21 protein-coding genes are annotated in these 20,158 nt (G+C 56.2%); 5 read left to right on the forward strand and 16 right to left on the reverse strand.

The features are described 5' to 3' along the window. Nucleotides 1-63 precede the first annotated feature (63 nt). From D4100_RS03525 to D4100_RS03540, 4 genes are read left to right on the forward strand one after another with little or no spacing between them, the layout of a single operon-like run. The gene (locus D4100_RS03525; protein ID WP_119803101.1) at nucleotides 64-1,098 is read left to right on the forward strand and encodes a hemin-degrading factor; all 1,035 of its coding nucleotides are present in this window, start codon (nucleotides 64-66) and stop codon (nucleotides 1,096-1,098) included. Next, nucleotides 1,095-1,925, forward strand: coding sequence for a heme/hemin ABC transporter substrate-binding protein (locus D4100_RS03530; protein ID WP_119803103.1), 831 nt, complete (start codon nucleotides 1,095-1,097; stop codon nucleotides 1,923-1,925). The genes D4100_RS03525 and D4100_RS03530 overlap by 4 nt, the downstream gene beginning before the upstream one ends. Beyond that, entirely contained in the window at nucleotides 1,925-2,929 is a 1,005-nt protein-coding gene (locus D4100_RS03535; protein ID WP_006320244.1) for a FecCD family ABC transporter permease, read from the forward strand. Before D4100_RS03530 ends, D4100_RS03535 begins: the two co-directional genes overlap by 1 nt. Further along, entirely contained in the window at nucleotides 2,922-3,707 is a 786-nt protein-coding gene (locus D4100_RS03540; protein WP_006320245.1) for a heme ABC transporter ATP-binding protein, read from the forward strand. The genes D4100_RS03535 and D4100_RS03540 overlap by 8 nt, the downstream gene beginning before the upstream one ends. Nucleotides 3,708-3,808: 101 nt before the next feature. Here the strand turns inward: D4100_RS03540 and D4100_RS03545 are convergent, their stop codons facing one another. The 15 genes from D4100_RS03545 to D4100_RS03615 all read right to left on the reverse strand — a co-directional run bounded on the left by D4100_RS03545 (nucleotide 3,809) and on the right by D4100_RS03615 (nucleotide 19,279). Then, nucleotides 3,809-5,251 carry a protein adenylyltransferase SelO gene (locus D4100_RS03545; RefSeq protein ID WP_006320246.1) on the reverse strand — a complete coding sequence of 481 codons (1,443 nt, stop codon included), beginning with the start codon at nucleotides 5,249-5,251 and terminating at the stop codon, nucleotides 3,809-3,811. Nucleotides 5,252-5,485: 234 nt separating this feature from the next. Beyond that, nucleotides 5,486-6,226 (reverse strand): EAL domain-containing protein, encoded by a 741-nt coding sequence (locus tag D4100_RS03550; RefSeq protein WP_119803105.1) that lies wholly within the window; start codon nucleotides 6,224-6,226, stop codon nucleotides 5,486-5,488. A gap of 541 nt (nucleotides 6,227-6,767) precedes the next feature. After that, nucleotides 6,768-7,781, reverse strand: coding sequence for a lipoate--protein ligase (locus tag D4100_RS03555; RefSeq protein ID WP_119803107.1), 1,014 nt, complete (start codon nucleotides 7,779-7,781; stop codon nucleotides 6,768-6,770). A 57-nt stretch (nucleotides 7,782-7,838) separates the two neighbouring features. Then, nucleotides 7,839-8,303 carry an NlpC/P60 family protein gene (locus D4100_RS03560; RefSeq protein ID WP_119803109.1) on the reverse strand — a complete coding sequence of 155 codons (465 nt, stop codon included), beginning with the start codon at nucleotides 8,301-8,303 and terminating at the stop codon, nucleotides 7,839-7,841. A gap of 173 nt (nucleotides 8,304-8,476) precedes the next feature. Beyond that, the gene (arnF, locus tag D4100_RS03565; RefSeq protein WP_006320267.1) at nucleotides 8,477-8,869 is read right to left on the reverse strand and encodes a 4-amino-4-deoxy-L-arabinose-phosphoundecaprenol flippase subunit ArnF; all 393 of its coding nucleotides are present in this window, start codon (nucleotides 8,867-8,869) and stop codon (nucleotides 8,477-8,479) included. After that, nucleotides 8,866-9,213, reverse strand: coding sequence for a 4-amino-4-deoxy-L-arabinose-phosphoundecaprenol flippase subunit ArnE (gene arnE / locus D4100_RS03570; RefSeq protein ID WP_043912800.1), 348 nt, complete (start codon nucleotides 9,211-9,213; stop codon nucleotides 8,866-8,868). Before arnE ends, arnF begins: the two co-directional genes overlap by 4 nt. Continuing rightward, the gene (gene arnT, locus D4100_RS03575; RefSeq protein WP_006320269.1) at nucleotides 9,210-10,874 is read right to left on the reverse strand and encodes a lipid IV(A) 4-amino-4-deoxy-L-arabinosyltransferase; all 1,665 of its coding nucleotides are present in this window, start codon (nucleotides 10,872-10,874) and stop codon (nucleotides 9,210-9,212) included. The genes arnE and arnT overlap by 4 nt, the downstream gene beginning before the upstream one ends. After that, on the reverse strand, nucleotides 10,871-11,776 hold the full coding sequence (gene arnD / locus D4100_RS03580) for a 4-deoxy-4-formamido-L-arabinose-phosphoundecaprenol deformylase (protein ID WP_119803111.1): 906 nt from the start codon (nucleotides 11,774-11,776) through the stop codon (nucleotides 10,871-10,873). Before arnD ends, arnT begins: the two co-directional genes overlap by 4 nt. Further along, the gene (gene arnA, locus D4100_RS03585; RefSeq protein WP_119804103.1) at nucleotides 11,773-13,755 is read right to left on the reverse strand and encodes a bifunctional UDP-4-amino-4-deoxy-L-arabinose formyltransferase/UDP-glucuronic acid oxidase ArnA; all 1,983 of its coding nucleotides are present in this window, start codon (nucleotides 13,753-13,755) and stop codon (nucleotides 11,773-11,775) included. Before arnA ends, arnD begins: the two co-directional genes overlap by 4 nt. Beyond that, entirely contained in the window at nucleotides 13,755-14,735 is a 981-nt protein-coding gene (arnC, locus tag D4100_RS03590; protein ID WP_006324910.1) for an undecaprenyl-phosphate 4-deoxy-4-formamido-L-arabinose transferase, read from the reverse strand. Before arnC ends, arnA begins: the two co-directional genes overlap by 1 nt. Next, nucleotides 14,722-15,876, reverse strand: a complete 1,155-nt coding sequence (gene arnB, locus D4100_RS03595) for a UDP-4-amino-4-deoxy-L-arabinose aminotransferase (protein WP_119803113.1) — start codon at nucleotides 15,874-15,876, stop codon at nucleotides 14,722-14,724. The genes arnC and arnB overlap by 14 nt, the downstream gene beginning before the upstream one ends. Before the next feature lie 389 nt (nucleotides 15,877-16,265). Continuing rightward, a complete protein-coding gene (btuD, locus tag D4100_RS03600; protein WP_006320274.1) occupies nucleotides 16,266-17,021 on the reverse strand; it encodes a vitamin B12 ABC transporter ATP-binding protein BtuD in 756 nt (251 codons plus the stop codon). Nucleotides 17,022-17,040: 19 nt separating this feature from the next. Then, entirely contained in the window at nucleotides 17,041-17,592 is a 552-nt protein-coding gene (locus tag D4100_RS03605) for a glutathione peroxidase (protein WP_119803115.1), read from the reverse strand. Nucleotides 17,593-17,632: 40 nt separating this feature from the next. Further along, entirely contained in the window at nucleotides 17,633-18,640 is a 1,008-nt protein-coding gene (gene btuC / locus D4100_RS03610) for a vitamin B12 ABC transporter permease BtuC (RefSeq protein ID WP_006320276.1), read from the reverse strand. Between the two features lie 174 nt (nucleotides 18,641-18,814). Next, on the reverse strand, nucleotides 18,815-19,279 hold the full coding sequence (locus tag D4100_RS03615; protein ID WP_119803117.1) for a DUF2502 domain-containing protein: 465 nt from the start codon (nucleotides 19,277-19,279) through the stop codon (nucleotides 18,815-18,817). Between the two features lie 233 nt (nucleotides 19,280-19,512). Here D4100_RS03615 and D4100_RS25940 point away from each other — a divergent pair, with 233 nt between their 5' ends. After that, nucleotides 19,513-19,644 (forward strand): hypothetical protein, encoded by a 132-nt coding sequence (locus tag D4100_RS25940; protein ID WP_276330831.1) that lies wholly within the window; start codon nucleotides 19,513-19,515, stop codon nucleotides 19,642-19,644. Between the two features lie 214 nt (nucleotides 19,645-19,858). Here the strand turns inward: D4100_RS25940 and ihfA are convergent, their stop codons facing one another. Next, entirely contained in the window at nucleotides 19,859-20,155 is a 297-nt protein-coding gene (ihfA, locus tag D4100_RS03620) for an integration host factor subunit alpha (protein ID WP_004943604.1), read from the reverse strand. Between the last annotated feature and the right edge of the window lie 3 nt (nucleotides 20,156-20,158).

A 20,158-nucleotide genomic window follows, 5' to 3' on the forward strand; every position in this document is an offset into this window, starting at 1 on the left:
CCTTTTGAATACGGCGGGCAAGCCGATTGCCCGCCGCTTGAACCACACACAGGAGCACAACCGATGAGCAATAACTTATACGCCAGTTACCAACAGGCAAAAATTGATAATCCCGGCAAATACGCACGCGATCTGGCGGAGCTGCTGGGTGTCAGCGAAGCGGAACTGACCCATGCCCGCGTGGGCGAAGACACCCGCCGCCTGCAAGCCGATGCGCGAACCCTGCTGACCGAGCTGGAGCTGGTTGGCGTCACCAAATCCATTACTCGCAACAGCTATGCGGTACATGAGCAAATGGGTCGCTACCTTAACCAACACCTGAACGGCCACGCGGGGTTGATTCTTAACCCACGCGAGCTGGATTTGCGCCTGTTCCTCAATCAGTGGGCCAGCGTATTTGCCATGAGCGAAACCAACAAACGCGGCGTGCGCCACAGTATTCAGTTCTTCGATCATCAGGGCGACGCCTTGCATAAGGTGTACACCACCGAGGAAACAGACCTTGTGGCCTGGATGGCGCTGGTCGAGCGCCATTTGAGCGCAGAAAATCCGGCTCTGGAACTGAAGGCTGCAGACGCCACGGTCGGCAACACCGCACCGGATGCCGAAAAAATTGACCGGGAATGGCGTGAAATGACCGACGTTCACCAGTTCTTCCAACTGCTGGGCCGCTATCAGCTGACGCGTCAGCAGGCTTTCCGCGCCGTCGGCAACGATCTGGCGTATCGGGTGGATAATAACGCCTTGGCGCAGTTGTTGGACGCCGCTCAGAATCTGCAAAACGAGATCATGATTTTTGTCGGCAACCGCGGTTGCGTGCAGATCTTCACCGGCCAGATCGAGCGACTGATGCCGCAGGAAGGTTGGATTAACGTGTTTAACCGCCGCTTTACCCTGCACCTGATCGAAGGCGCTATTGCCGAAAGCTGGATCACCCGCAAACCCACCAAAGACGGCTTCGTTACCAGCCTGGAACTGTTCGCCGCCGACGGCACGCAAATCGCCCAACTTTACGGACAACGTACCGAGGGCCAGCCGGAACAAACTCAGTGGCGTGAGCAGGTTGCCGCACTTGAACCCAAGGACATTGCCGCATGAAAGCTTCATTGCCCCGCAGTCTCACGTTGTGCCTTGCGCTGGCGTTACCGTTCACCGCTGCGGCGGCGGAACGTATTGTCTCGATAGGCGGTGACGTCACCGAAATTGCCTTCGCCCTTGGCGCGGGCGATGAGATCATTGCAAGAGACAGCACCAGTCTGCAGCCGGAGGCCGTGAAACCGCTGCCGGATGTCGGCTATATGCGCCAGCTCAATGCCGAAGGTATTCTGGCGCTGAAACCCACGCTGGTGCTGGCCACCGAACTGGCTGAGCCGGCGCTGGTGCTCAAGCAGTTGGAGGACAGCGGCATCAAGGTGGTGCGAGTTCCCGGCGACACAACCTTGCAGGCGGTGCCGGAGAAAATCGCGGTCATCGCCCTGGCGTTGCAACGCGCCGATCAGGGCAAGCAACTGAGCGACCGTTACCAACAACAGCTCGCGCAGGTGAACACGTCTTCGTTGCCGATCCGAGTGTTGTTCGTCATGAGCCACGGTGGTATTACGCCGATGGCCGCCGGGCAACATACCGCCGCCGATGCAGTCATCACCGCCGCAGGGTTGAAGAATGCGATGCAAGGGTTCAGCCGTTACCGCCCGCTGTCGCAGGAAGGCGTAATTGCCAGCGCACCTGATCTGCTGCTGGTCACCACCGATGGCGTCAAGACCCTCGGTGGCCTGCAGCAACTGTGGAAACTGCCTGGTCTTGCCCTCACGCCTGCCGGCAAAAACCACCGCGTGTTGGTGGTCGAGGATATGGCGCTGCTGGGCTTTGGGCTGGAAACGCCGGCCGCGCTGGCCAAACTGCGCCATGCGGCGGAGCAAAAGTAATGCCCGGTCGCACCTCTCCGCGCGTGACCATTGCCGGCCTGCTGGTGCTGCTTGCGCTATTGGCGCTGGGCGCCGCCAATATGGGCGCACTGACGCTGTCGTTTCGCACCCTGTGGCAGGAGCCGTTCAGCGATACCTCTTGGCATATCTGGCTAAACATCCGCCTGCCGCGCGTGCTGCTGGCGGTAGTCATCGGCTGCGCACTGGCGGTGTCCGGCGCAGTCATGCAGGGGCTGTTCCGCAATCCACTGGCCGACCCCAGCCTGTTGGGCATCAGTAGCGGTGGCGCGCTGTTCGTCGCGCTGATTATCGTTATGCCGCTGGCCCTGCCGCCGGTGATTGCCCTGTATGGTCACATGCTGGCGGCTTTTCTCGGCAGCATGCTGGTGTCACTGCTGATCTACGGCATCAGCCGCAGCGGGCACGGCAGTCTGTCACGCCTGTTGCTGGCGGGGATCGCCATCAACGCCCTGTGCATGGCGGCCATCGGCGTGCTGTCTTATCTCAGCAGCGATCAACAGCTGCGTCAGTTTTCATTGTGGATGATGGGCAGCCTGAGCCAGTCCCAGTGGCCGACGCTGATCGTATCTGCCTCTTTGATCCTGCCGGCGGCCCTGCTGACGCTGTTACAGGCGCGCCGCCTGAACCTGCTGCAACTGGGCGATGAAGAGGCGCACTACCTTGGCGTAAATGTCCAGCGCGCCAAACTGCAACTGCTTCTGCTCAGCGCATTGCTGATTGGCGCTGCGGTGGCAATGAGCGGCGTCATCGGTTTTATCGGTCTGGTGGTGCCGCACCTGGTGCGCATGCGGCTCGGCGGCGACCACCGCTGGCTGTTGCCCTGTTCCGCGCTGGGTGGAGCCTGCCTGCTGCTGGTCAGCGACACGCTGGCACGGACACTGGTGGCACCGGCGGAGATGCCGGTCGGGCTGATGACCAGTCTGATTGGCGGGCCTTATTTCTTATGGCTGGTCATGCGCCAGCGGGAGCGTATGGGTGGATAACGCATCAAGCCTGACGGCGCAGCAGTTACGTTACAGCCTGGGTTCGCGCCGGTTAATCAACGACGTCTCGCTGAACATCGCCAGCGGCGAAATGGTGGCGATTATCGGGCCAAACGGCGCGGGGAAATCGACGCTGCTGCGTCTGCTGACCGGCTACCTGTCGCCGGGCTGCGGCGAGTGCCAACTCCTCGGGCGGCCGTTGGATCAGTGGCAACCCCAACAGTTGGCCAAAGTACGCGCGGTGATGCGCCAGCACAGCGATCTGGCCTTTCCGTTTACCGTCGAGGAAGTGGTCAGCATGGGCAGATCACCGCACGGCAAGCGCAATGTGCAGCAAGCGGTGCAGCAGGTGATGGCGCAAACCGATTGTCTTGAACTGGCCCAGCGGGATTATCGCCGCCTTTCCGGCGGTGAACAGCAACGGGTACAGTTAGCCCGTGTGCTGGCGCAGCTTTGGCAGCCGCAGCCTTCGCCTTCCTGGTTGTTCCTGGACGAACCCACCTCGGCGCTGGATCTCTACCATCAGCAGCATACGCTGAGGTTGTTGCGTTCACTGACTCGGCAACAGCCCATTGCGGTGTGCTGCGTACTGCACGACCTGAATTTGGCCGCGCTGTATGCCGACCGGATTTTATTGCTGCATCAGGGGCGCCTGGTTGCCGCGGGCACGCCGCAGGAGGTATTGCAGGCGGATATTCTGACCCGCTGGTATCAAGCCGATTTAGGCGTGGTGCACCACCCGGAAGTGGCGTTGCCACAGGTTTATCTGCGCCAGTGAATGGGCCGCCATGCTTGTCCGGCTTTCAGTCCGGCGTTTTTTTAGGGCGCAGCATGCTGCGCCCGCGTTAGCCCGGTGCCGCCTGAAATACGTCGGGTATTTCAACTCGAACAGGAAATCTCCAAATGCTTGCCCCAGTCCGGCGGCAAGGCGGCGAGATCGTCGTATTCGGCCGCGTCGGCAAACGGCGTCAGCAACGCCTGATGCAGGCGCGCCAGCTTGCTGACATCATCCTGCTCGGCGCTCTCAATCGCCTGCTGCGCCAGATAATTGCGCAGGATTAATTTGGGATTTGCCGCCTTCATCGCCTGCTGCCGTTCACTGTCGCTCACCTGCTCTTGCTGCAAACGCTGCCGATATTGCTGATACCAAGCGTCGAATGCGCCGCGATCGATAAACTCGTCCCGCAACGGCGACTGCGCCTGTTGCTGTTCCGTCTGGCTCAGCAAGCGGAAAGTACGGGTATAGTCACGCCCCTCTTGTGCCATCAGGCTCAACAGCCCGGTCAGCAGATCGTTATCCTGCGTCGACTGGGTGAAAAAACCGAGCTTGGCGCGCATCTGTTCCCCATAGGCGCGCATCAACGCCGGCTCATAGGCCGCCAGCGCCTGCTGCAACTGCTCGGTGGTCATCAACCCGGACAGCGCCTGCGCCAACCGATGGAGGTTCCACAGCGCAACGGCGGGTTGGTTATCAAAAGCATAACGCCCCTGATGATCCGAGTGGTTGCAGATAAAGTCAGGTTTGTAATCATCGAGGAAAGCGTAAGGGCCATAATCGATGGTGATGCCCAGAATCGACATATTATCGGTGTTCATCACCCCGTGAGCGAACCCAACGGTCTGCCAATGCGCGATTAAACGCGCAGTGCGCTCAACAACGTCAATAAACCAGGGTAAATAGCCGTCGTCGTGATCCTTCAACTGCGGCCAATGGCGGGCGATCACAAAATCGGCCAGCTGTTGCACCTGTTCTGGCTGTTTGCGGTAGTAGAAATGCTCAAAATGACCGAAGCGCACATGGCTTTCCGCCACGCGCAGCAACATCGCCCCACGCTCTGGCTGTTCACGAAAGACGGGCTGCTCGCTGGTCACCAGGGTCAACGCACGCGTGGTCGGGATCCCCAAATGATGCAGCGCCTCGGAGGCCAAAAACTCACGGATCGCCGAACGCAATACGGCACGGCCGTCACCCATCCGCGAATAAGGCGTTAGCCCAGCCCCTTTCAGATGCCAGTCCATACTGCGGCCGTCCGCCAGCTTTTGCTCGCCGAGCAAAATGCCGCGGCCGTCACCCAATTGCCCGGCCCAAACGCCAAACTGGTGGCCGCTGTACACCTGCGCCAACGGCTGCATGCCGGGCAGCAGCGTTTCGCCCGACCATATCGGGCTCTTGTCCTGGGTAAACCAGCTTTCGTCCAACCCCAGTTCCCGCGCCAGCGGTTCGCTGTGATACAGCAGGCGGGCGCCCTTCAGCGGCGTGGGTTTCAATTCGGTATAAAAACCGGGTAACTGGTGGTGATAAGCGTTTTCAAACTGCGGCATAGGCCCTCCGTATCCGCTTAGTGTAGAGCCTGGGCGTGCGGATTAACACAGAGGAAATGCAGGGAGAACACCTCTGCCGGGGATCCGGGCAGAGGCGGAGGCTCGAGGTTTACGCCGATACGGCTTAAGCACCTTGTTGCGCCAATGAATGGGGGGCTTTATCAGCCAGAAAAACATAATAAATAACAGGGTCGGAATCGCATCCGGTCCATTATTACTCCGGGGTGTACAGCGCTATCCGTTATTGTTATTGAACTCTTCGGGCGTTATCCGCAAAGCAGCCAGATTATCCACATCAACGCTGAGCCATAAAAACCCCTGCAAACCAAAAACGCCGGCGTGCCTGAGCTTATTAAAATATTCCTTCTTCTCTATGCCACAGACAATCACCCCCTTGCACAGCAGATTGATATTCTTCAAGAGCGAGTCGATAACCACGTCATACCCTTGGTGGTCAAAAAGCTGCCAGTAAAAACGTTTGTCGATTTTCACATAGTCGAACAGGCCATCATACAATGCGGTCAATGTCGCCTGCCCTGAGCCAAAGTTATCCAGCCACAGAGGGAAAATCTCGCTTAGCCGGCTGACCTTGGTATTGTTTTTTCCTGCTGAAAGATTCGGAAAACCCTCACTGATCTCGAACGCAATAAACGGCCATTGCCGTAGGCGTTGGCACAGGAGATCGTCAGTGAGGATCACATCGACAAGGGTTTCTTCGATATTGAGGGTCAACAACACGTCGTGCTCGACAAACCAACCGGCATGTTGCTCTGCCAGCCTCAATTGCTCATGAAATAACTCAATCCTTTGCGAGGCGGTCAATAAATTAATCCCAATGTCGGCGGGCATGGCCAAATCACCGTCCAGGCTATTGAAACGGCATAATATTTCTACCGCCAGCAGCCTGCCTTCCATCGAGTAAACGGGTTGAAAAACATAGCTACTAATAAAGTCAGCTTCGAATTGAATTTTCATTTTAATGCCACAGGCAGAATGGCGAGCAGATCATCGTATATCAATATATTTTATCGATCAATCCCCCTGGGATTAATCGGAAATATCAATGTAATTACCAATAAGTTATCATTTAATTGATAGATTAAAGCTATTCGTGACTCACGGAAAAAAGAATAAAAAAACAATTTAACTTATGGCAAAACCTGAAAGTTACGAATAAATCGGGAGGAATTTAACTTAAGTGATGGCACAATTCTTAAAATTTGAATTATCTTCATTGTTTTAATTAAAGAAATTCCTATTCGATTAAAAACAAGCCCTTCTTGCCAGAAGCTATTCTTCCCCCACGTTAAGACAACTGATTAAATTTAATAACACATCAATTCACCGCGTTATTCTCGGCATTGAAACAGCCAAAAAATGCCCACCTTGATTTTTGGCTGATTTATGCTGTACCGGAATTTACGATTTTTAGACGATGAGAGGCTGCAAGAGTCGAGGGCCGCAGGGTTTAAAAAGGGATGAGCTGCCTCACCCCAGGATATACGAAACCTGAATGTTATTTAATCGTCTCGACCAACCATTGCCGCAGCTCAGCCAACTCGGCGGCTTGGTCGGGAAACTGCGCGGTCAGGCTATCACAGCAACTTGCCATAGCCTCAGTTCGATAGGCACACCCGACCAGCCTCTCGGCCAACTGTTGCAACGGCGCAGGGTTAAGGCTGTCGGTGAAAATCTGCGCCCGCTCAATGACGCCTTTCTCCACATCAAAGAAGATATCCACCCCGCCCCAGACAAATCGCTCATTCAACAAATGGCTAAATGCCGGCGCTTTGCCGAAATTCCATTCCCAACTGCTTTGCCTGGCGAACTGGGCGGCGAAATCCGGCAGATCGGGATAAACATCCGGAGAAATGATTTCCGCCGTGGCGGTATCGCCATAATGATCAAAGAATGCCTGTGTCACGGCGTCACATACCTGCCGGTGATTGATATCGGGCCGGAACTCCGCCAGGTTGGCGACGCGAGAACGCACAGAAGTGATGCCCTTGGCCTGCAATTTTTTGGGGTCCGGGTTAAGGTAATCCGCCAGACGATTGAGATTGGCATTCAGCAACAATGTACCGTGATGAAACCCGCGATCCTGAGTTTCACGGTAGGCCGACCCGGATATTTTACGCACGCCCTCTGCGGTGTCGATCACCAGATCATTGCGCCCTGACGCCGTGGCGGAGATCCCCAGTTGAGCCAGCGCAGCCAGAATAATGCCGGTGGACACGTTTTTGTCGTAGCCGGGTTTACCTGCCATAAAGGTAAAACAGGTATTGCCCAGGTCGTGAAATACCGCGCCGCCCCCACTGCTGCGCCGCGCCAGCCGGATCCCGTCTTGCTCCATCCGTCGGGTGTTGCATTCTTTCCACGGGTTTTGTGACTGGCCAATGACCACGGTTTCGGCGTTGCGCCATAAGAACAGGATTTTCTGCGTGGTCATCTCGCGGAAGATGCACTCTTCCACGGCAAGATTGAACCAGGGATCGCAGGAGTCGGAAATCAGTAAACGTAAGCTATTCATGGCGGTCACCGTTAAGAACCTGATGCCGCCATGATACACCTAATCAAAGGGTTAACGCTAAATACGCCGCGCCTGCCAGTAGGCTCGCTTCCAATAGACATTGTCCAGCGAGGAGCGAATCACGCCACGGCTGGTTGAGGCGTGGATAAATTGATCGTTGGTGTCGTAGATGCCGACGTGCAAACCATTTTCACCCGCGCCGGTTTTGAAAAACACCAGATCGCCCGGCATCAGTTCATCACGCGAAACTTTGGTGCCCAGCTCGGTTTGCTCTTCGGTAGAACGCGGCAATTGCATATCGAAACGGTCGCGGAAGGTGCGATAGACAAATCCGGAGCAGTCGACGCCGCCGCGATCCATCCCGCCATAACGGTATGGCGTGCCGTACCATTGTCGCAGTTGCTCATTCAATTGAGCCACCACCACGATCGAGTCGGCCAACCGGCCACTTGACGGCGGCGCATGACTGCTGCAACCGGCAAGGATTAAACTGGCTAATAAAAACCAAACACGCATCCGCATACCATCCCTTCATTGAACCCGTTGCCGCATCATGCCGCCCGGTCAACCACACCGCCAGCGAGGCGAAGCCGGCACCACGTTAGGAGAGAGCTATTTGGCGCTAATTTATCTCTCGCATGGGGAAAAAGGCAAGCGCTGTGAAGGAGATAATCGCGATGAAGCCAATTTTTGCGCTATTGGGCGGTTTTTACCCCAGCCCTGCTGTTAATCAGCCACACCCCAAGCAGGATAAACAGCGTACCGAGCGTTTTCAGCAGGGTGGCGGACTCATTGAACCAAGGCAGGATCACCGCCGCCAGATACACCAGCGCATAGCTGACGCTCAGCAGCGGATAAGCACGGTTAAGCGGCAGATGATGCAGCGCGAAGAACCAGCACAGCATCGACAGCGCATAGCCAAAGATACCGCCGCACACAGCCAGCAAAGGCAGGCAGTAATGCATAAGCAGCGCCGGCGTCACCTCGGCGAGCGACATCAACGGGATCTGCGCCATGCCCCACTTCATCAGCAGTTGCGCCAGCGTAACCAGCAGCACGCTGGCGGCGCCCCAGGCGTAGCCCCTCATGGTTGCACACTCATCAGCAGGATCCCCAGCATAATGGACGCTACGCCACACCAGTGGCGCAAAGTGGTCGGTTCCTGAAACAGCCAGCGGGCAGCCAGCGTCACCAGCACAAAATTCAGGCTGAGCATCGGGTACGCCAGGCTGAGCGGCAAACGTTGCAACACGTTGAGCCACACCGCCATGCCGGCCCCCAGCAGCAACACCGCCAGCGCCAACCAGCGCAGCGTCGGCCCCCGTCTGATGTCCGGCGGCAATTGCCAACACTGGGCGGCCTGTTTCTGGCACAGCTGCCCACCGCAGGTGAGCAGACTGACCGCAATGACCAACAGGTAACCGATCATCATGGTTGCTGTTGGTACCAAACCAGCGCCAGGCGGTTCATCTCAACAATCTTGTCTGCAGCCGGTAGGTTTTTCGGCACGTGATCCCCTCTCGACAATTGCAATACCAGCGAGACATCGCCCTGTTTGCGCGCCTGTGCCAACCACTGCGGGAAATCTTCGTCGCTGATGAAATGGCTACGGGCATCCGGATAATCCAGACCATAACCCACTTCGCCCTTCTCGCTGAACATCAGCACGTCGCTGCGCTTCAGTTCCCAGGCCAGGCCTGCGGCTACGCCGACGCTGTCGGTCAGCACATAGCGGCTATGGCTTAATTCTGCCATGTTCACCCGTGCGAAGTTTTGCGGCAATTTGGAATCGGTCACCTGCTGCGGGATCGCATAGCCAATCAGCAGGCACAGCAGCAACGGACAGGCAGCCGCCCAACGCCAGTGGCGTGCATTATCACGCACCGATACCACGGCGAACGCTAGCCACCCGGCAAAAGCGATAATGCCGATAACTATCTTCGGCCATTCCTGGGCGCTAAACAAGTGTACCTTCGGCAACAGGCCCGCGCCGATGATCAGCAACGCCAGCACGCAAATCAGCCCAAACAATCCGTTTAACAACGCATTGACTTTGAAGGCCTTGCTGCGCAGCAGCGCCGCATAATCCTCGGCATAGGCGGCAATCAGCAGTGCCAGCGGTGCCATGCACGGCAGAATATAGGTCGGCAGCTTGCCCTTGGCGATGCTGAAGAAGATCAGTGGCATCACGACCCAGCTAAGCAGGAAAAACAGCTCAGGGCGACTGATGCGTTCACGCCAGCCCTTGATCAACGCCCCTGGCAGCAAGGCAGCCCACGGCAGCACCCCGGCAAACAGAATCGGAATGTAGTACCAGAACGGTGCCTTATGTTGCGCGTTGTCCTCGGCAAAGCGTTGAATATGCTCCACCCAGAAGAAGTAATTCCAGAAGTCCGGCTCTCGCTGGGCAATGGCCAGCGCCCAGGGCAGGCTGAGCAGCACCGCCACCACGATCGCCACCGGGCCGTAAATCAGGAGATCTTTAATCCGCCGCTGCTGAATGACGATCGGGATCACCGCAATCACCGGCACCGCCAGCGCCAGGAACCCCTTGGTCATAAAGCCCATGCCGCAGGCCAAACCCAGCAGCACGTAACCGCCCAGCTTGCCTTTGGCCGTGGTGGCCTTCAGCGTCAGGTAATAGCTGACCATCGCGGCGGTCAGCCACAAGGCGATCATCGGATCCAGTACGCTGTAAGTGCCGATGCTGAACACCAGTACCATCGACAGGAAAATCAGCACTGCCAGGCTGGCGCGGCGCGCATTGCGCCACATCAGCATCGCCAGCGCAAACACCAGCAGCGCGGTCATGCCGGTGCTGAATACCGAACCGAAACGCACCGCAAAATTGCTATCGCCAAACAGCCATTGGCTGATGTTGTTAAACCAATAACCGGCTACCGGCTTTTCAAAATAACGCAGGCCAAGCAGATTGGGCACCACCCAATCGCCGCGCTGCAGCATCTCGCGGCTGATCTCGGCATAACGGGTTTCATCTGGCTGCCACAGCAGGCGGCCATTCAGGGGAATCAGGTAAACCAGAGCAAAAAAAATGGCCAGCAAAATGGCCCATGATCCTTTTAGCGCCTTCATGAATCGTCCTTCACATCGGTTTGACAACCCAGCCAACCTTCGCGGCCGGGGAAAGGAGCGCGCTTGATGCGGCCCAATGGCAATGACGCCAAATCGTGCGGCAGCAGTTCGCTTAACGGGCAGAATGCTATGCCCTGCCGTTGCGCACGCTGCAGTAACTGTTCGAACATCGCCGCCTGCGACATCCCTTCCACTTCGGTATGTATGGTGTACACCGGCACGCCGCGATCGTTTTCAATGGCTTGCAAAATGTAATCGTTGAAGTCGGCCATACTGACTTCACTGCCAATCACCTCATCAAAGGTAGGCAGCGTTACCGGGATCTGAACGGTGCCCATGCGACCATCGCTTAACAGCGGACGGAATGGATGGGTGCCCCGGCAATCGCTGTTGTAGTGAAAACCGAAACGCTGCTTCACCTCCAGCACCCGCGTGTCCGCACGCCAGCCGGCGACCGCCGAACATCTTACCGGCTGATCAATGCTGGCGGTTAGTGCATCCACGCCCCGCTGGACCTGTTGCGTCAGTTGCGCCTCGGACCAGCGGCCGACGTTCGCCTGCCAGCCCTGATGATCCCAGGCGTGCAGCCCCACCTCATGCCCGGCCTCGGCGGTGCGCTTCATCAACGGCCCCAGCGCGCGGGAAATATTGCGCCCCGGCCAGGCGGTACCGGCCAGCAGGATATCCCAGCCGTACAAGGACGCAGCGTTCGAGCGCAACATTTTCCACAGGAATTTCGGACGTAAAAGGCGCCACAGATGGCGCCCCATATTGTCCGGTCCTACGCTGAAGAAGAAACTGGCCTGAACATCGTATTTGTCGAACAGTTCCAGCAACTGCGGCACCCCTTCCCGGGTGCCGCTGAAGGTATCTACATCAACTCGCAGACCGACTTTCTTCATTCACCTTTACCTTCCTGAACGGTGGTGCGCAGGAAGTAATCCAACGTGTCTGCAACGGTCTGCCGCATAGCGATGGTCGGCTGCCAACCCAGCAAGCGGCGGGCATTCTTGATGCTCGGCGTACGGTGCTCAACGTCCTGATACCCTTTACCGTAATAGCTGCTGCTTTCTACATCCTTGAAACCGGCAAACGGCGGAAAGCGCTCGCGCAACGGGTGGTGGTTGAAGCTCTCGAGCAGCATTTCCGCCAGTTCACGGATGCTGGCTTCGTTGGTCGGATTACCGATATTGACGATCTGGCCGTCACACAAACCGTCACGGTTTTCGATAATGCGAAACAGCGCTTCGATACCGTCGTTGATATCGGTAAAGCAGCGTTTTTGTGCCCCGCCGTCCATCAGTTTGATCGGCGAGCCTTCCACCAGGTTGAGAATCAATTGGGTGATGGCGCGTGATGAACCGATACGTGCAGCATCCAGATTATCCAGGCGCGGCCCCATCCAGTTAAACGGGCGGAACAGCGTGAACTTCAATCCTTCCTTGGCTCCGTACGCCCAAATCACCCGGTCCAGCAACTGCTTGGACACCGAGTAAATCCAGCGCTGTTTGTTGATCGGCCCGACGATCAGGCGCGAGTGATCTTCATCAAACTCTTTGTCGTCGCACATGCCATACACCTCGGAGGTGGACGGGAAGATAATGCGCTTATTGTATTTCACGCAGTCGCGGACGATTTTCAGGTTTTCTTCGAAATCCAGCTCGAATACGCGCAGTGGGTTGCGGGTGTATTCGATTGGCGTCGCAATCGCCACCAGCGGCAGCACCACGTCGCATTTCTTGATGTGATACTCGATCCACTCCGAGTGGATGCTGATATCCCCTTCCACAAAGTGGAAGCGCGGGTTATCCAGGAAGCGGCTGATGGCATCCGAACCGATATCCAGGCCGTAAATGTCGTAACGGTCGTCACGCAGCAGGCGTTCTGTCAGGTGGTTACCGATAAAACCGTTGACGCCCAGGATCAACACGCGGGTTCTGCGTTTCATGACCGCATTGGCCTTCGCGGCCAGGCGCACATCGGTCACGATCCCCATTTCCTGCGCCAGACGGCTGCCCTGCACGTACAGACCGGTCTCGTTTTGCCCGGCAACGATTTCCAGCGCGCCCTCACCGCAAGCGATGATCAGCGGAGAGGTGCTGAGCACAGTGCCCGGTTGTTTATCATGCTGGGCATCCAGCACCCGGGCGCGCCAGACGATCATTTTACGCTGGCCAAGGTAGCTGAATGCGCCAGGGTAAGGCTCGGTGACCGCACGGATCAGGTTGTTGATTTCCTGTGCGGATTTATGCCACGAAATTTCACCGTCTGCGGCAGTGCGGCGGCCAAAATAGCTGGCGTCGGCTTCATTTTGCGCAGTGAATGAGGCGGTGCCGTTTTTCAGTTTAGGCAGCTCGTCTTTCAGCAGCGCCTGCGCTGCTTCCAGCACTTTTTTGTGCAACGTCAGCGCCGTATCTTCAGCGGTGATCGCCACTTTACGCTGGCCAACAATATCCCCGGCGTCCGGGCGTTTGACCATTTTGTGCAGCGTGGCGCCGGTTTCGGTTTCGCCATTGACCAACGCCCAGTTCACCGGCGCGCGGCCACGGTAGCGCGGCAGCAACGAACCGTGCAGGTTGAAACCGCCAAGCGGCGCCAGAGACAGGATCTCATCGCTCAGCAGGTTGCGATAATAGAATGAGAAAATAACGTCCGGTTGCAACTGACGGATACGTTCGATCCACAACGGGTGGTTAACGTCTTCCGGCGCATAGACCGGCAACTCCAATTCAGCGCCCAAACGTGCTACGGAGGAGAAGAAGTTGTTCTCACCAGGATCGTCGGTATGCGTGAATACCGCCTGAACGTCATAACCTGCCTCAGTCAGCGCTTTCAAACCCGCGCAGCCAATATCATGGTAAGCAAATACAATAGCTTTCATCATTCTTCTTCCTGAGTATTGTGAACCGGCTGTTCGCCGACCACTTTCTGAACAAAATAACGAGGACGAGCACGTACGTCGGTATAGATGCGGCCGATGTATTCTCCCAACAGCCCCATGCCGACAAATTGAGCGCCGATAAAGGTAAACAGCACCGCAAACAGGGTGAACACCCCGCCGCCCGACCATTCAGGCCCCATAATCAAACGCAGGGCGATCAACACCACCGCCAGCACAAACCCTGAGAGCGCCACCACGCTGCCTACGACGCTGAGCAAACGCAGCGGCGTCGTCGTCAGGCAGGTAAGCAAGTCGTACATCAGGTTAATCAGCTTCATCAGGCTGTATTTGGAGTCGCCAAACTCGCGTTCGGCGTGCAGTACGTCGATTTCTGTGGTGCGCCGGGCAAAGGTGTTCGCCAGGATCGGGATAAAGGTGCTGCGTTCGTGGCAGTTCAACATGGCTTCGATAATATGGCGGCGGTAGGCGCGCAACATGCAGCCGTAATCGCCCATCGATTTACCGGTAGCGCGTTGGATCATCATATTGATAATGCGTGAGGCGCTTTTGCGGAACCAGGAGTCCTGACGGTTGGCGCGCACGGTGCCCACTACGTCATAACCCTCTTCCGCAACCCGTACCAGACGCGGGATCTCTTCCGGCGGGTTTTGCAAATCGGCGTCCAGCGTGATCACCAGATCGCCGCTCACCTGATTGAAACCGGCCATAATCGCCGAGTGTTGACCGTAATTGCGGTTCAGCAAAACGGCAATCACGCAACTCCCCGGTTGTTCTGCCGCAGCGGTCAGCATATCGGCAGAGTTGTCGCTGCTGCCGTCATCGACCAGGATAATTTCATAAGGCTGAGTCAGTTGTTTACAGGCGGCGGTAGTACGCTCAAGCAAGGCGGGTAAACTTTCCTGCTCGTTGTATACCGGTATCACCACCGAAACTTTTTTTATCGGTTCAACGCGAGACACGTAATGACTCCACAACAGAAGATAAGGCGTTGACCACGCGATCGACATCGTCGTCGGTCATATCAGGGAATAACGGTAAGGTGCAAAGACGCGCCGAGTTCCATTCGGTGTTCGGCAACGCCAGCTGCGGATAACGTTCACGGTAAAATTTTTGGGTATGGGCAGCGCGGAAATGCAGGCCGGTACCTATGCCCAACGCCTTCAGGCGCTCCATCAGTTGGTCGCGGTCGATGCCGCAACGCTCGGCATCAACACGCACCATAAACAGATGCCAGACGTGGTCATGCGGGTAATCAGGCAGCCCCAGCGGCTGGAAAGGCGAGCCTTCCAGCGCGGCCAAATAACGCTGGGCCAACGCTTTGCGGCGGGCGTTCAACTGCGGTAAACGAGCTAACTGCACGACAGCGATAGCCGCGTGAATATCCGAAAGGTTGTATTTGTAGCCCGGCTCCACCACCTCGGCCTGCGGCTTGCGGCCCAGCTGTTGGCGATCGAAGGCGTCAACCGCCAGGCCGTGGAACTTCAGGCAACGCACGCGATCCGCCAACGCATCGTCGTCGGTGGCAATCAGGCCACCCTCGGCGCAGGTCAGATTTTTAATCGCATGGAAGGAAAAAATTGCCGTGCCGCGCGCACCGACCCACTCGCTGTTGTAACGTGCACCCACAGCATGGGCGGCATCTTCAATCAGGGGGAGATTGTGGCGTTTTGCCACATCACGCAGAGCATCCATCTGCAGCGGCGCACCGGCATAATGCACCGGGACAATGGCTTTGGTTTTGGCCGTAATGGCGGCTTCGACAGCGGCGGCGCTGACCATCAGCGTATCGCGGTCAACGTCAATCATCACCGGCGTCGCGCCAAGCAATTCAATCATGTTGAGAGTGGAAACCCAGGTTTGCGAAGGTGTGATAACTTCATCACCCGGCCCAATGCCCAGCGCCATCAGGGTGATGTGCATACCCGCAGTGGCGGAACAAACGGCGATGGCGTGTTTACATCCGAAGGTGGAGCAGAATTCGCTTTCCAATTGCTGATTCTGCGGCCCGGTGGTGATCCAGCCGGAGCGCAATACCTTTTCTACCGCTGCGATTTCTTCATCGCCAATGGCCGGGCGAGAAAAAGGTAAAAATTCATCCATAGTTAACCCCAAACTCATCAAATTTCTTTAATGACACTGTAGATCTCTTTTATTTAACGAATATTAAACGCCAGAGAGAATCGTTCCTGGTGGATTAACTGCCAATGTACGGCCGCAAGCTTAACTAAACCTTAAGATAAGATTAATTATCAACTGGCTGTCAGATTTGAGCGACCCATCAATAAAAAAAACAAATACTTCATAAGAATCAATTGATTATTGTTATAAATAATTACTTACTTATTTTATTTGAACTAAATCAGCGTAGCACGTCAACGACGGTTTTCAAGGCGGAGAGTTAATTTAAAGGGGAAAAAGAAATAACGGCCGATGGTTAGCCGTCTATTTATATAGAGTCCGTTTAATTTACGTTTAAGCGGACTTTCTCGCTACGCGGTCTTGGTCATGATCCAACGCTGATCGCCGACCGCCTGCAAATGAAAATCCACATCATAAATCTGTGAAAGCAATACCGGCTCCATCACTTCTCGCGTAACGCCCTGCGCGACCAGCCGACCGGCGTGCAACAGCCAAACCCGATCGGCCTGCTGCAAAGTGTGATTGAGATCGTGGGCGCAAACCAAAGCGCTGCGTCCGCTCTGGCAAAACTCGCGAAGCAGACGATCCAGAGCGACCTTCTGCGCCACATCCAGACTATTGGTCGGTTCATCCAGCAACAGCAGTTGACTGTAGGGGTTAACCGTCGGCCACACCTGCAGCAGCACCGACGCCAGCCGCACCCGCTGCCATTCACCGCCGGACAACTGAGTCAGCATCCGCGGCAACTTGTCCATCAGCTTTAAACGTTGGCAAAGATAGAGGATGGTGCTCTCCACTGCAGCTTCAGCTGCGCCCGCCGGCTGGTGCAGCGCCAAATATTGAAATACCGGCATCAACGCGACAGGGGGCTGTTGCTGGCTTAAATAAGCGCGGCGCAACGCCAGCTCATTCCCCTGATAACCGGTCAACGGTTGCCCCGACAACAGAATCTCTCCCCTGCCGGGCAGCATGCCCGCCAACCGTGCCAGCAGCGTACTTTTACCGGCACCATTCGGGCCGATAAGGTGATACTGCAACCCGGCATCAACCTGGGCTGAAAATGGGGCCAAACGCCCTTCTACCCCAACATCACTGAGTTGCAGCATGATCGATGAGCGCTCCTTGTTATCCGGCGAGGGCCTGTTTCACGGCGGTTACCAGCGCCGGATCTTCCGGTGTCGTGTCCGGCGAGAAACGCTGAATCACTTGGCCATCGCGCCCAATCAGGAACTTCTCAAAGTTCCACAGGATATCGCCGATTTTTTTCGGCGCACGACCTTTGCTGCTCATACGCGCCAGGAATTCGCTGCCCTCTGGCGCAATGGCCTGCGGTTTTGCGGCAATCAGCGCCTGATACAACGGATGGCGGTCGTCGCTGTTCACTTCAATCTTGGCAAACATCGGGAACTGAACGCCGAAGGTTCCGCGGCAAAACGCCAGGATCTCTTCATTGCTGCCGGGTTCTTGCCCCAGGAACTCATTGGACGGGAAGCCCAGCACCTCAAAACCCTGTGCCCGATAGGTTTCGTACAAGGCTTCCAGCCCTTCATATTGCTTGGTCAAGCCACATTCCGACGCCACGTTAACCACCAGCAGCGCTTTGCCTTCATATTCGCCCAGAGTGGTGGATTGGTTTTCGATAGTGTTTACCGGAATGTCATAAATAGGTTGAGACATAGCTTTATCCTCTTGTTTTGTTTGCAGGTGAACAGAGAAACTACCTTACGCTTTTTACCCGGGTCAGTAACCAGATAAATAGCGGTGCTCCGAGAGTGGCGGTCACCACCCCAATGGGCAATTCTGCCGACAACAGAGTGACACGCGCCACCACATCAGCGGCCAGCAGCACGCCGCCACCGGCCAGCGCGCACCCGGGCAGCAGATAACGCTGATTGGTCAGACCACTGAGGCGCAGCATATGCGGGATCACCAGGCCGACAAAGCCAATCACCCCGGCCAGCGCCACGCTGACGCCCACCAGCCAGCCAATCGCCAACACCAGCAGATTGCGCCACAGGTGCAGGGAAAGCCCAAGTTGACGTGCCTGAATCTCCCCCAGGGCCATAAAGTTCAACGCCTTGCCTTGGCAACACAGCCAAAGCAGTACCGGCAACAGGGCCAGCACCAACCACTTTTGCCGCCAGTCAACGCCGCCAAACCCGCCCATCATCCAATACATCAGTTGGCGCAGATCCAGGCTGGAACTGAAGTACACCGCCCAGGTCATCACTGCGCTGCAAACGATGCCCAGCGCAACCCCCACCAACAGCAAGCGCGCATTGGTTAAGCGTCGGCGGCGGGCAAAGCTCAGCAGCAGAAAAGTCATGATTAACGCACCGACGATAGCGCTCAGGCTCATCAACGCCACCGGCAGCAAACCGTTACCCAGCAACACCGTCAGCACCAACGCCACACCGGCACCGTTCGCGACACCGAGCAGGCCAGGCTCGGCCAAGGGGTTTTCGAATAGCGCCTGCATCACCGCCCCGGCCACCGCCAGGCTGGCGCCTACCAGCATCACTGCCATCGCGCGCGGCAACCGTAATTGCCAGACAAACAGCTGCGCGGGTTCGCTCAACCACTGTGAGGGCCAGAGCCAAACGTCACCGGCACTGAGGCTGAAAACAAAAGCCACCGCAACACCCAGCGTCAACAACCACAAGTGGCGTTTGTCGCGAGTACGTTGATTTTGGAGCAATAAAGAAAAGGTCTGGCTGGTCGGCATAGGCGCGCGATTCCCTGCAGGCCGTATTTGCGGCCGAATAATTGACGTCTGGGTCAAATATTAGGGGGTTAGCGCCTGAAGGGGAAGCATTGCATAAGCACAATGGCAGGAAAACGGCGGCTGCCCCTGCCCGTCACCCGCAGGTGATGGCAAAAGCAGCCGCTGTAGAATCAATTAAGGGCGCTGGCCATTGCCATTCGGTGGATAGGGCTCGCCATTGCCGTGGCCGTTACCACGACCATTATCATTGCCACGTCCCTGCTCGTTACCGCGACCATGGTCATTGCCACGGTCGCCGTTGTCATGACGATTACCGTTATCATGATTATCGCGCTCGCCATGGAATGGATTGCCGCCGCGAGCCGGGCCCGGGTGTTCATAGCCGCGCGGTGGCTGCGGTTGCCAACGGCCCCCGTCCCAGTACATGCCACGATTATTCCGCTCCCCCATGCCACGGCCCTGATGAGCATGCCACCACTGCGGCGGACGCCAGTCGTAGCCATCCCAATAGTAGCCACGCCGGTCCTGATCGCCCAGATGTACCGAGACACCCGGCACGTTGATATCTATAGAGACATCCGCCTGCGCAGCCACCGGCAGCAGCAAGGGTAAACAAACCAGCAACAGGATCTTTTTCATTTCATGTTCTCACTTTATTTTTCTCGCTGGAGTGGTTATATCAGCGCATTTATTTAGCGCCTATCTCACCAATGCCTATTTTCAGATTGTTTTCACCTCCCTTACGCAATCCATACACTCAACCCATGGAGTTTAATTAATATAATTACTGACAACGCTTAACGAATAACTGACGTACGTCTCACCGCAGGGTTATTTATAATTAGACCAACAACCACCGGAGAAACATTATTATGATTAAACGCATTGGATTGCTATTGGCCGTGGTCGTACTGTCTTCGGCGCTCAGCGCTTGCTGCTTCGGCCCACACGGCGGCGGCCATCGTGGCGGCGGTGGACCGGGTCACTACTACAACCATTATTAACCATAAGGGGCTCCAGGCCCCTTTTTATTTCACCATGCAATCCATATAAAATTACCATAAGAATAATCCGCATCAGGCATATTATTTTCAGGCAATGGAATGATGAGAGTAATATCATCAACCGATTTTTATAGCGATGTAATTTAAGAATAAACCGAATTTAACGCAGAAAAAGAAAAAGGCCGCAAAAGCGGCCTTTTTGGTTTCACGCAACTTACTCTTTCGGGCTGGCGTTCTCTACCCGACTTTTCAGCTTTTGCCCCGGACGGAAAGTGACCACGCGGCGCGCCGTAATCGGAATGTCCTCGCCGGTTTTCGGGTTACGCCCAGGACGTTGGTTCTTGTCACGCAAATCAAAATTGCCAAAACCTGACAGTTTAACCTGCTCACCGTTCTCAAGAGCACGACGCACCTCTTCGAAAAACAGTTCTACCAGGTCTTTGGCATCCCGTTTGCTAAGCCCAAGCTTTTCAAACAGGTGTTCTGACATTTCAGCTTTAGTAAGCGCCATAGG

The sequence above is a fragment of the Serratia inhibens genome, assembly GCF_003591175.1.
Lineage (GTDB): Bacteria > Pseudomonadota > Gammaproteobacteria > Enterobacterales > Enterobacteriaceae > Serratia > Serratia inhibens.

Coding starts and splice junctions, on each gene's coding strand:
- arnB (WP_119803113.1), bottom strand. CDS start 15,876: ATGGATGAATTTTTACCTTTTTCTCGCCCGGCCATTGGCGATGAAGAA.
- D4100_RS03530 (WP_119803103.1), top strand. CDS start 1,095: ATGAAAGCTTCATTGCCCCGCAGTCTCACGTTGTGCCTTGCGCTGGCG.
- arnA (WP_119804103.1), bottom strand. CDS start 13,755: ATGAAAGCTATTGTATTTGCTTACCATGATATTGGCTGCGCGGGTTTG.
- arnT (WP_006320269.1), bottom strand. CDS start 10,874: ATGAAGGCGCTAAAAGGATCATGGGCCATTTTGCTGGCCATTTTTTTT.
- D4100_RS03555 (WP_119803107.1), bottom strand. CDS start 7,781: ATGAATAGCTTACGTTTACTGATTTCCGACTCCTGCGATCCCTGGTTC.
- D4100_RS03615 (WP_119803117.1), bottom strand. CDS start 19,279: ATGAAAAAGATCCTGTTGCTGGTTTGTTTACCCTTGCTGCTGCCGGTG.
- arnE (WP_043912800.1), bottom strand. CDS start 9,213: ATGATGATCGGTTACCTGTTGGTCATTGCGGTCAGTCTGCTCACCTGC.
- D4100_RS03545 (WP_006320246.1), bottom strand. CDS start 5,251: ATGCCGCAGTTTGAAAACGCTTATCACCACCAGTTACCCGGTTTTTAT.
- btuD (WP_006320274.1), bottom strand. CDS start 17,021: ATGCTGCAACTCAGTGATGTTGGGGTAGAAGGGCGTTTGGCCCCATTT.
- D4100_RS03550 (WP_119803105.1), bottom strand. CDS start 6,226: ATGAAAATTCAATTCGAAGCTGACTTTATTAGTAGCTATGTTTTTCAA.
- btuC (WP_006320276.1), bottom strand. CDS start 18,640: ATGCCGACCAGCCAGACCTTTTCTTTATTGCTCCAAAATCAACGTACT.
- D4100_RS03525 (WP_119803101.1), top strand. CDS start 64: ATGAGCAATAACTTATACGCCAGTTACCAACAGGCAAAAATTGATAAT.
- D4100_RS25940 (WP_276330831.1), top strand. CDS start 19,513: ATGATTAAACGCATTGGATTGCTATTGGCCGTGGTCGTACTGTCTTCG.
- D4100_RS03535 (WP_006320244.1), top strand. CDS start 1,925: ATGCCCGGTCGCACCTCTCCGCGCGTGACCATTGCCGGCCTGCTGGTG.
- arnF (WP_006320267.1), bottom strand. CDS start 8,869: ATGAGGGGCTACGCCTGGGGCGCCGCCAGCGTGCTGCTGGTTACGCTG.
- D4100_RS03560 (WP_119803109.1), bottom strand. CDS start 8,303: ATGCGGATGCGTGTTTGGTTTTTATTAGCCAGTTTAATCCTTGCCGGT.
- ihfA (WP_004943604.1), bottom strand. CDS start 20,155: ATGGCGCTTACTAAAGCTGAAATGTCAGAACACCTGTTTGAAAAGCTT.
- arnD (WP_119803111.1), bottom strand. CDS start 11,776: ATGAAGAAAGTCGGTCTGCGAGTTGATGTAGATACCTTCAGCGGCACC.
- D4100_RS03605 (WP_119803115.1), bottom strand. CDS start 17,592: ATGTCTCAACCTATTTATGACATTCCGGTAAACACTATCGAAAACCAA.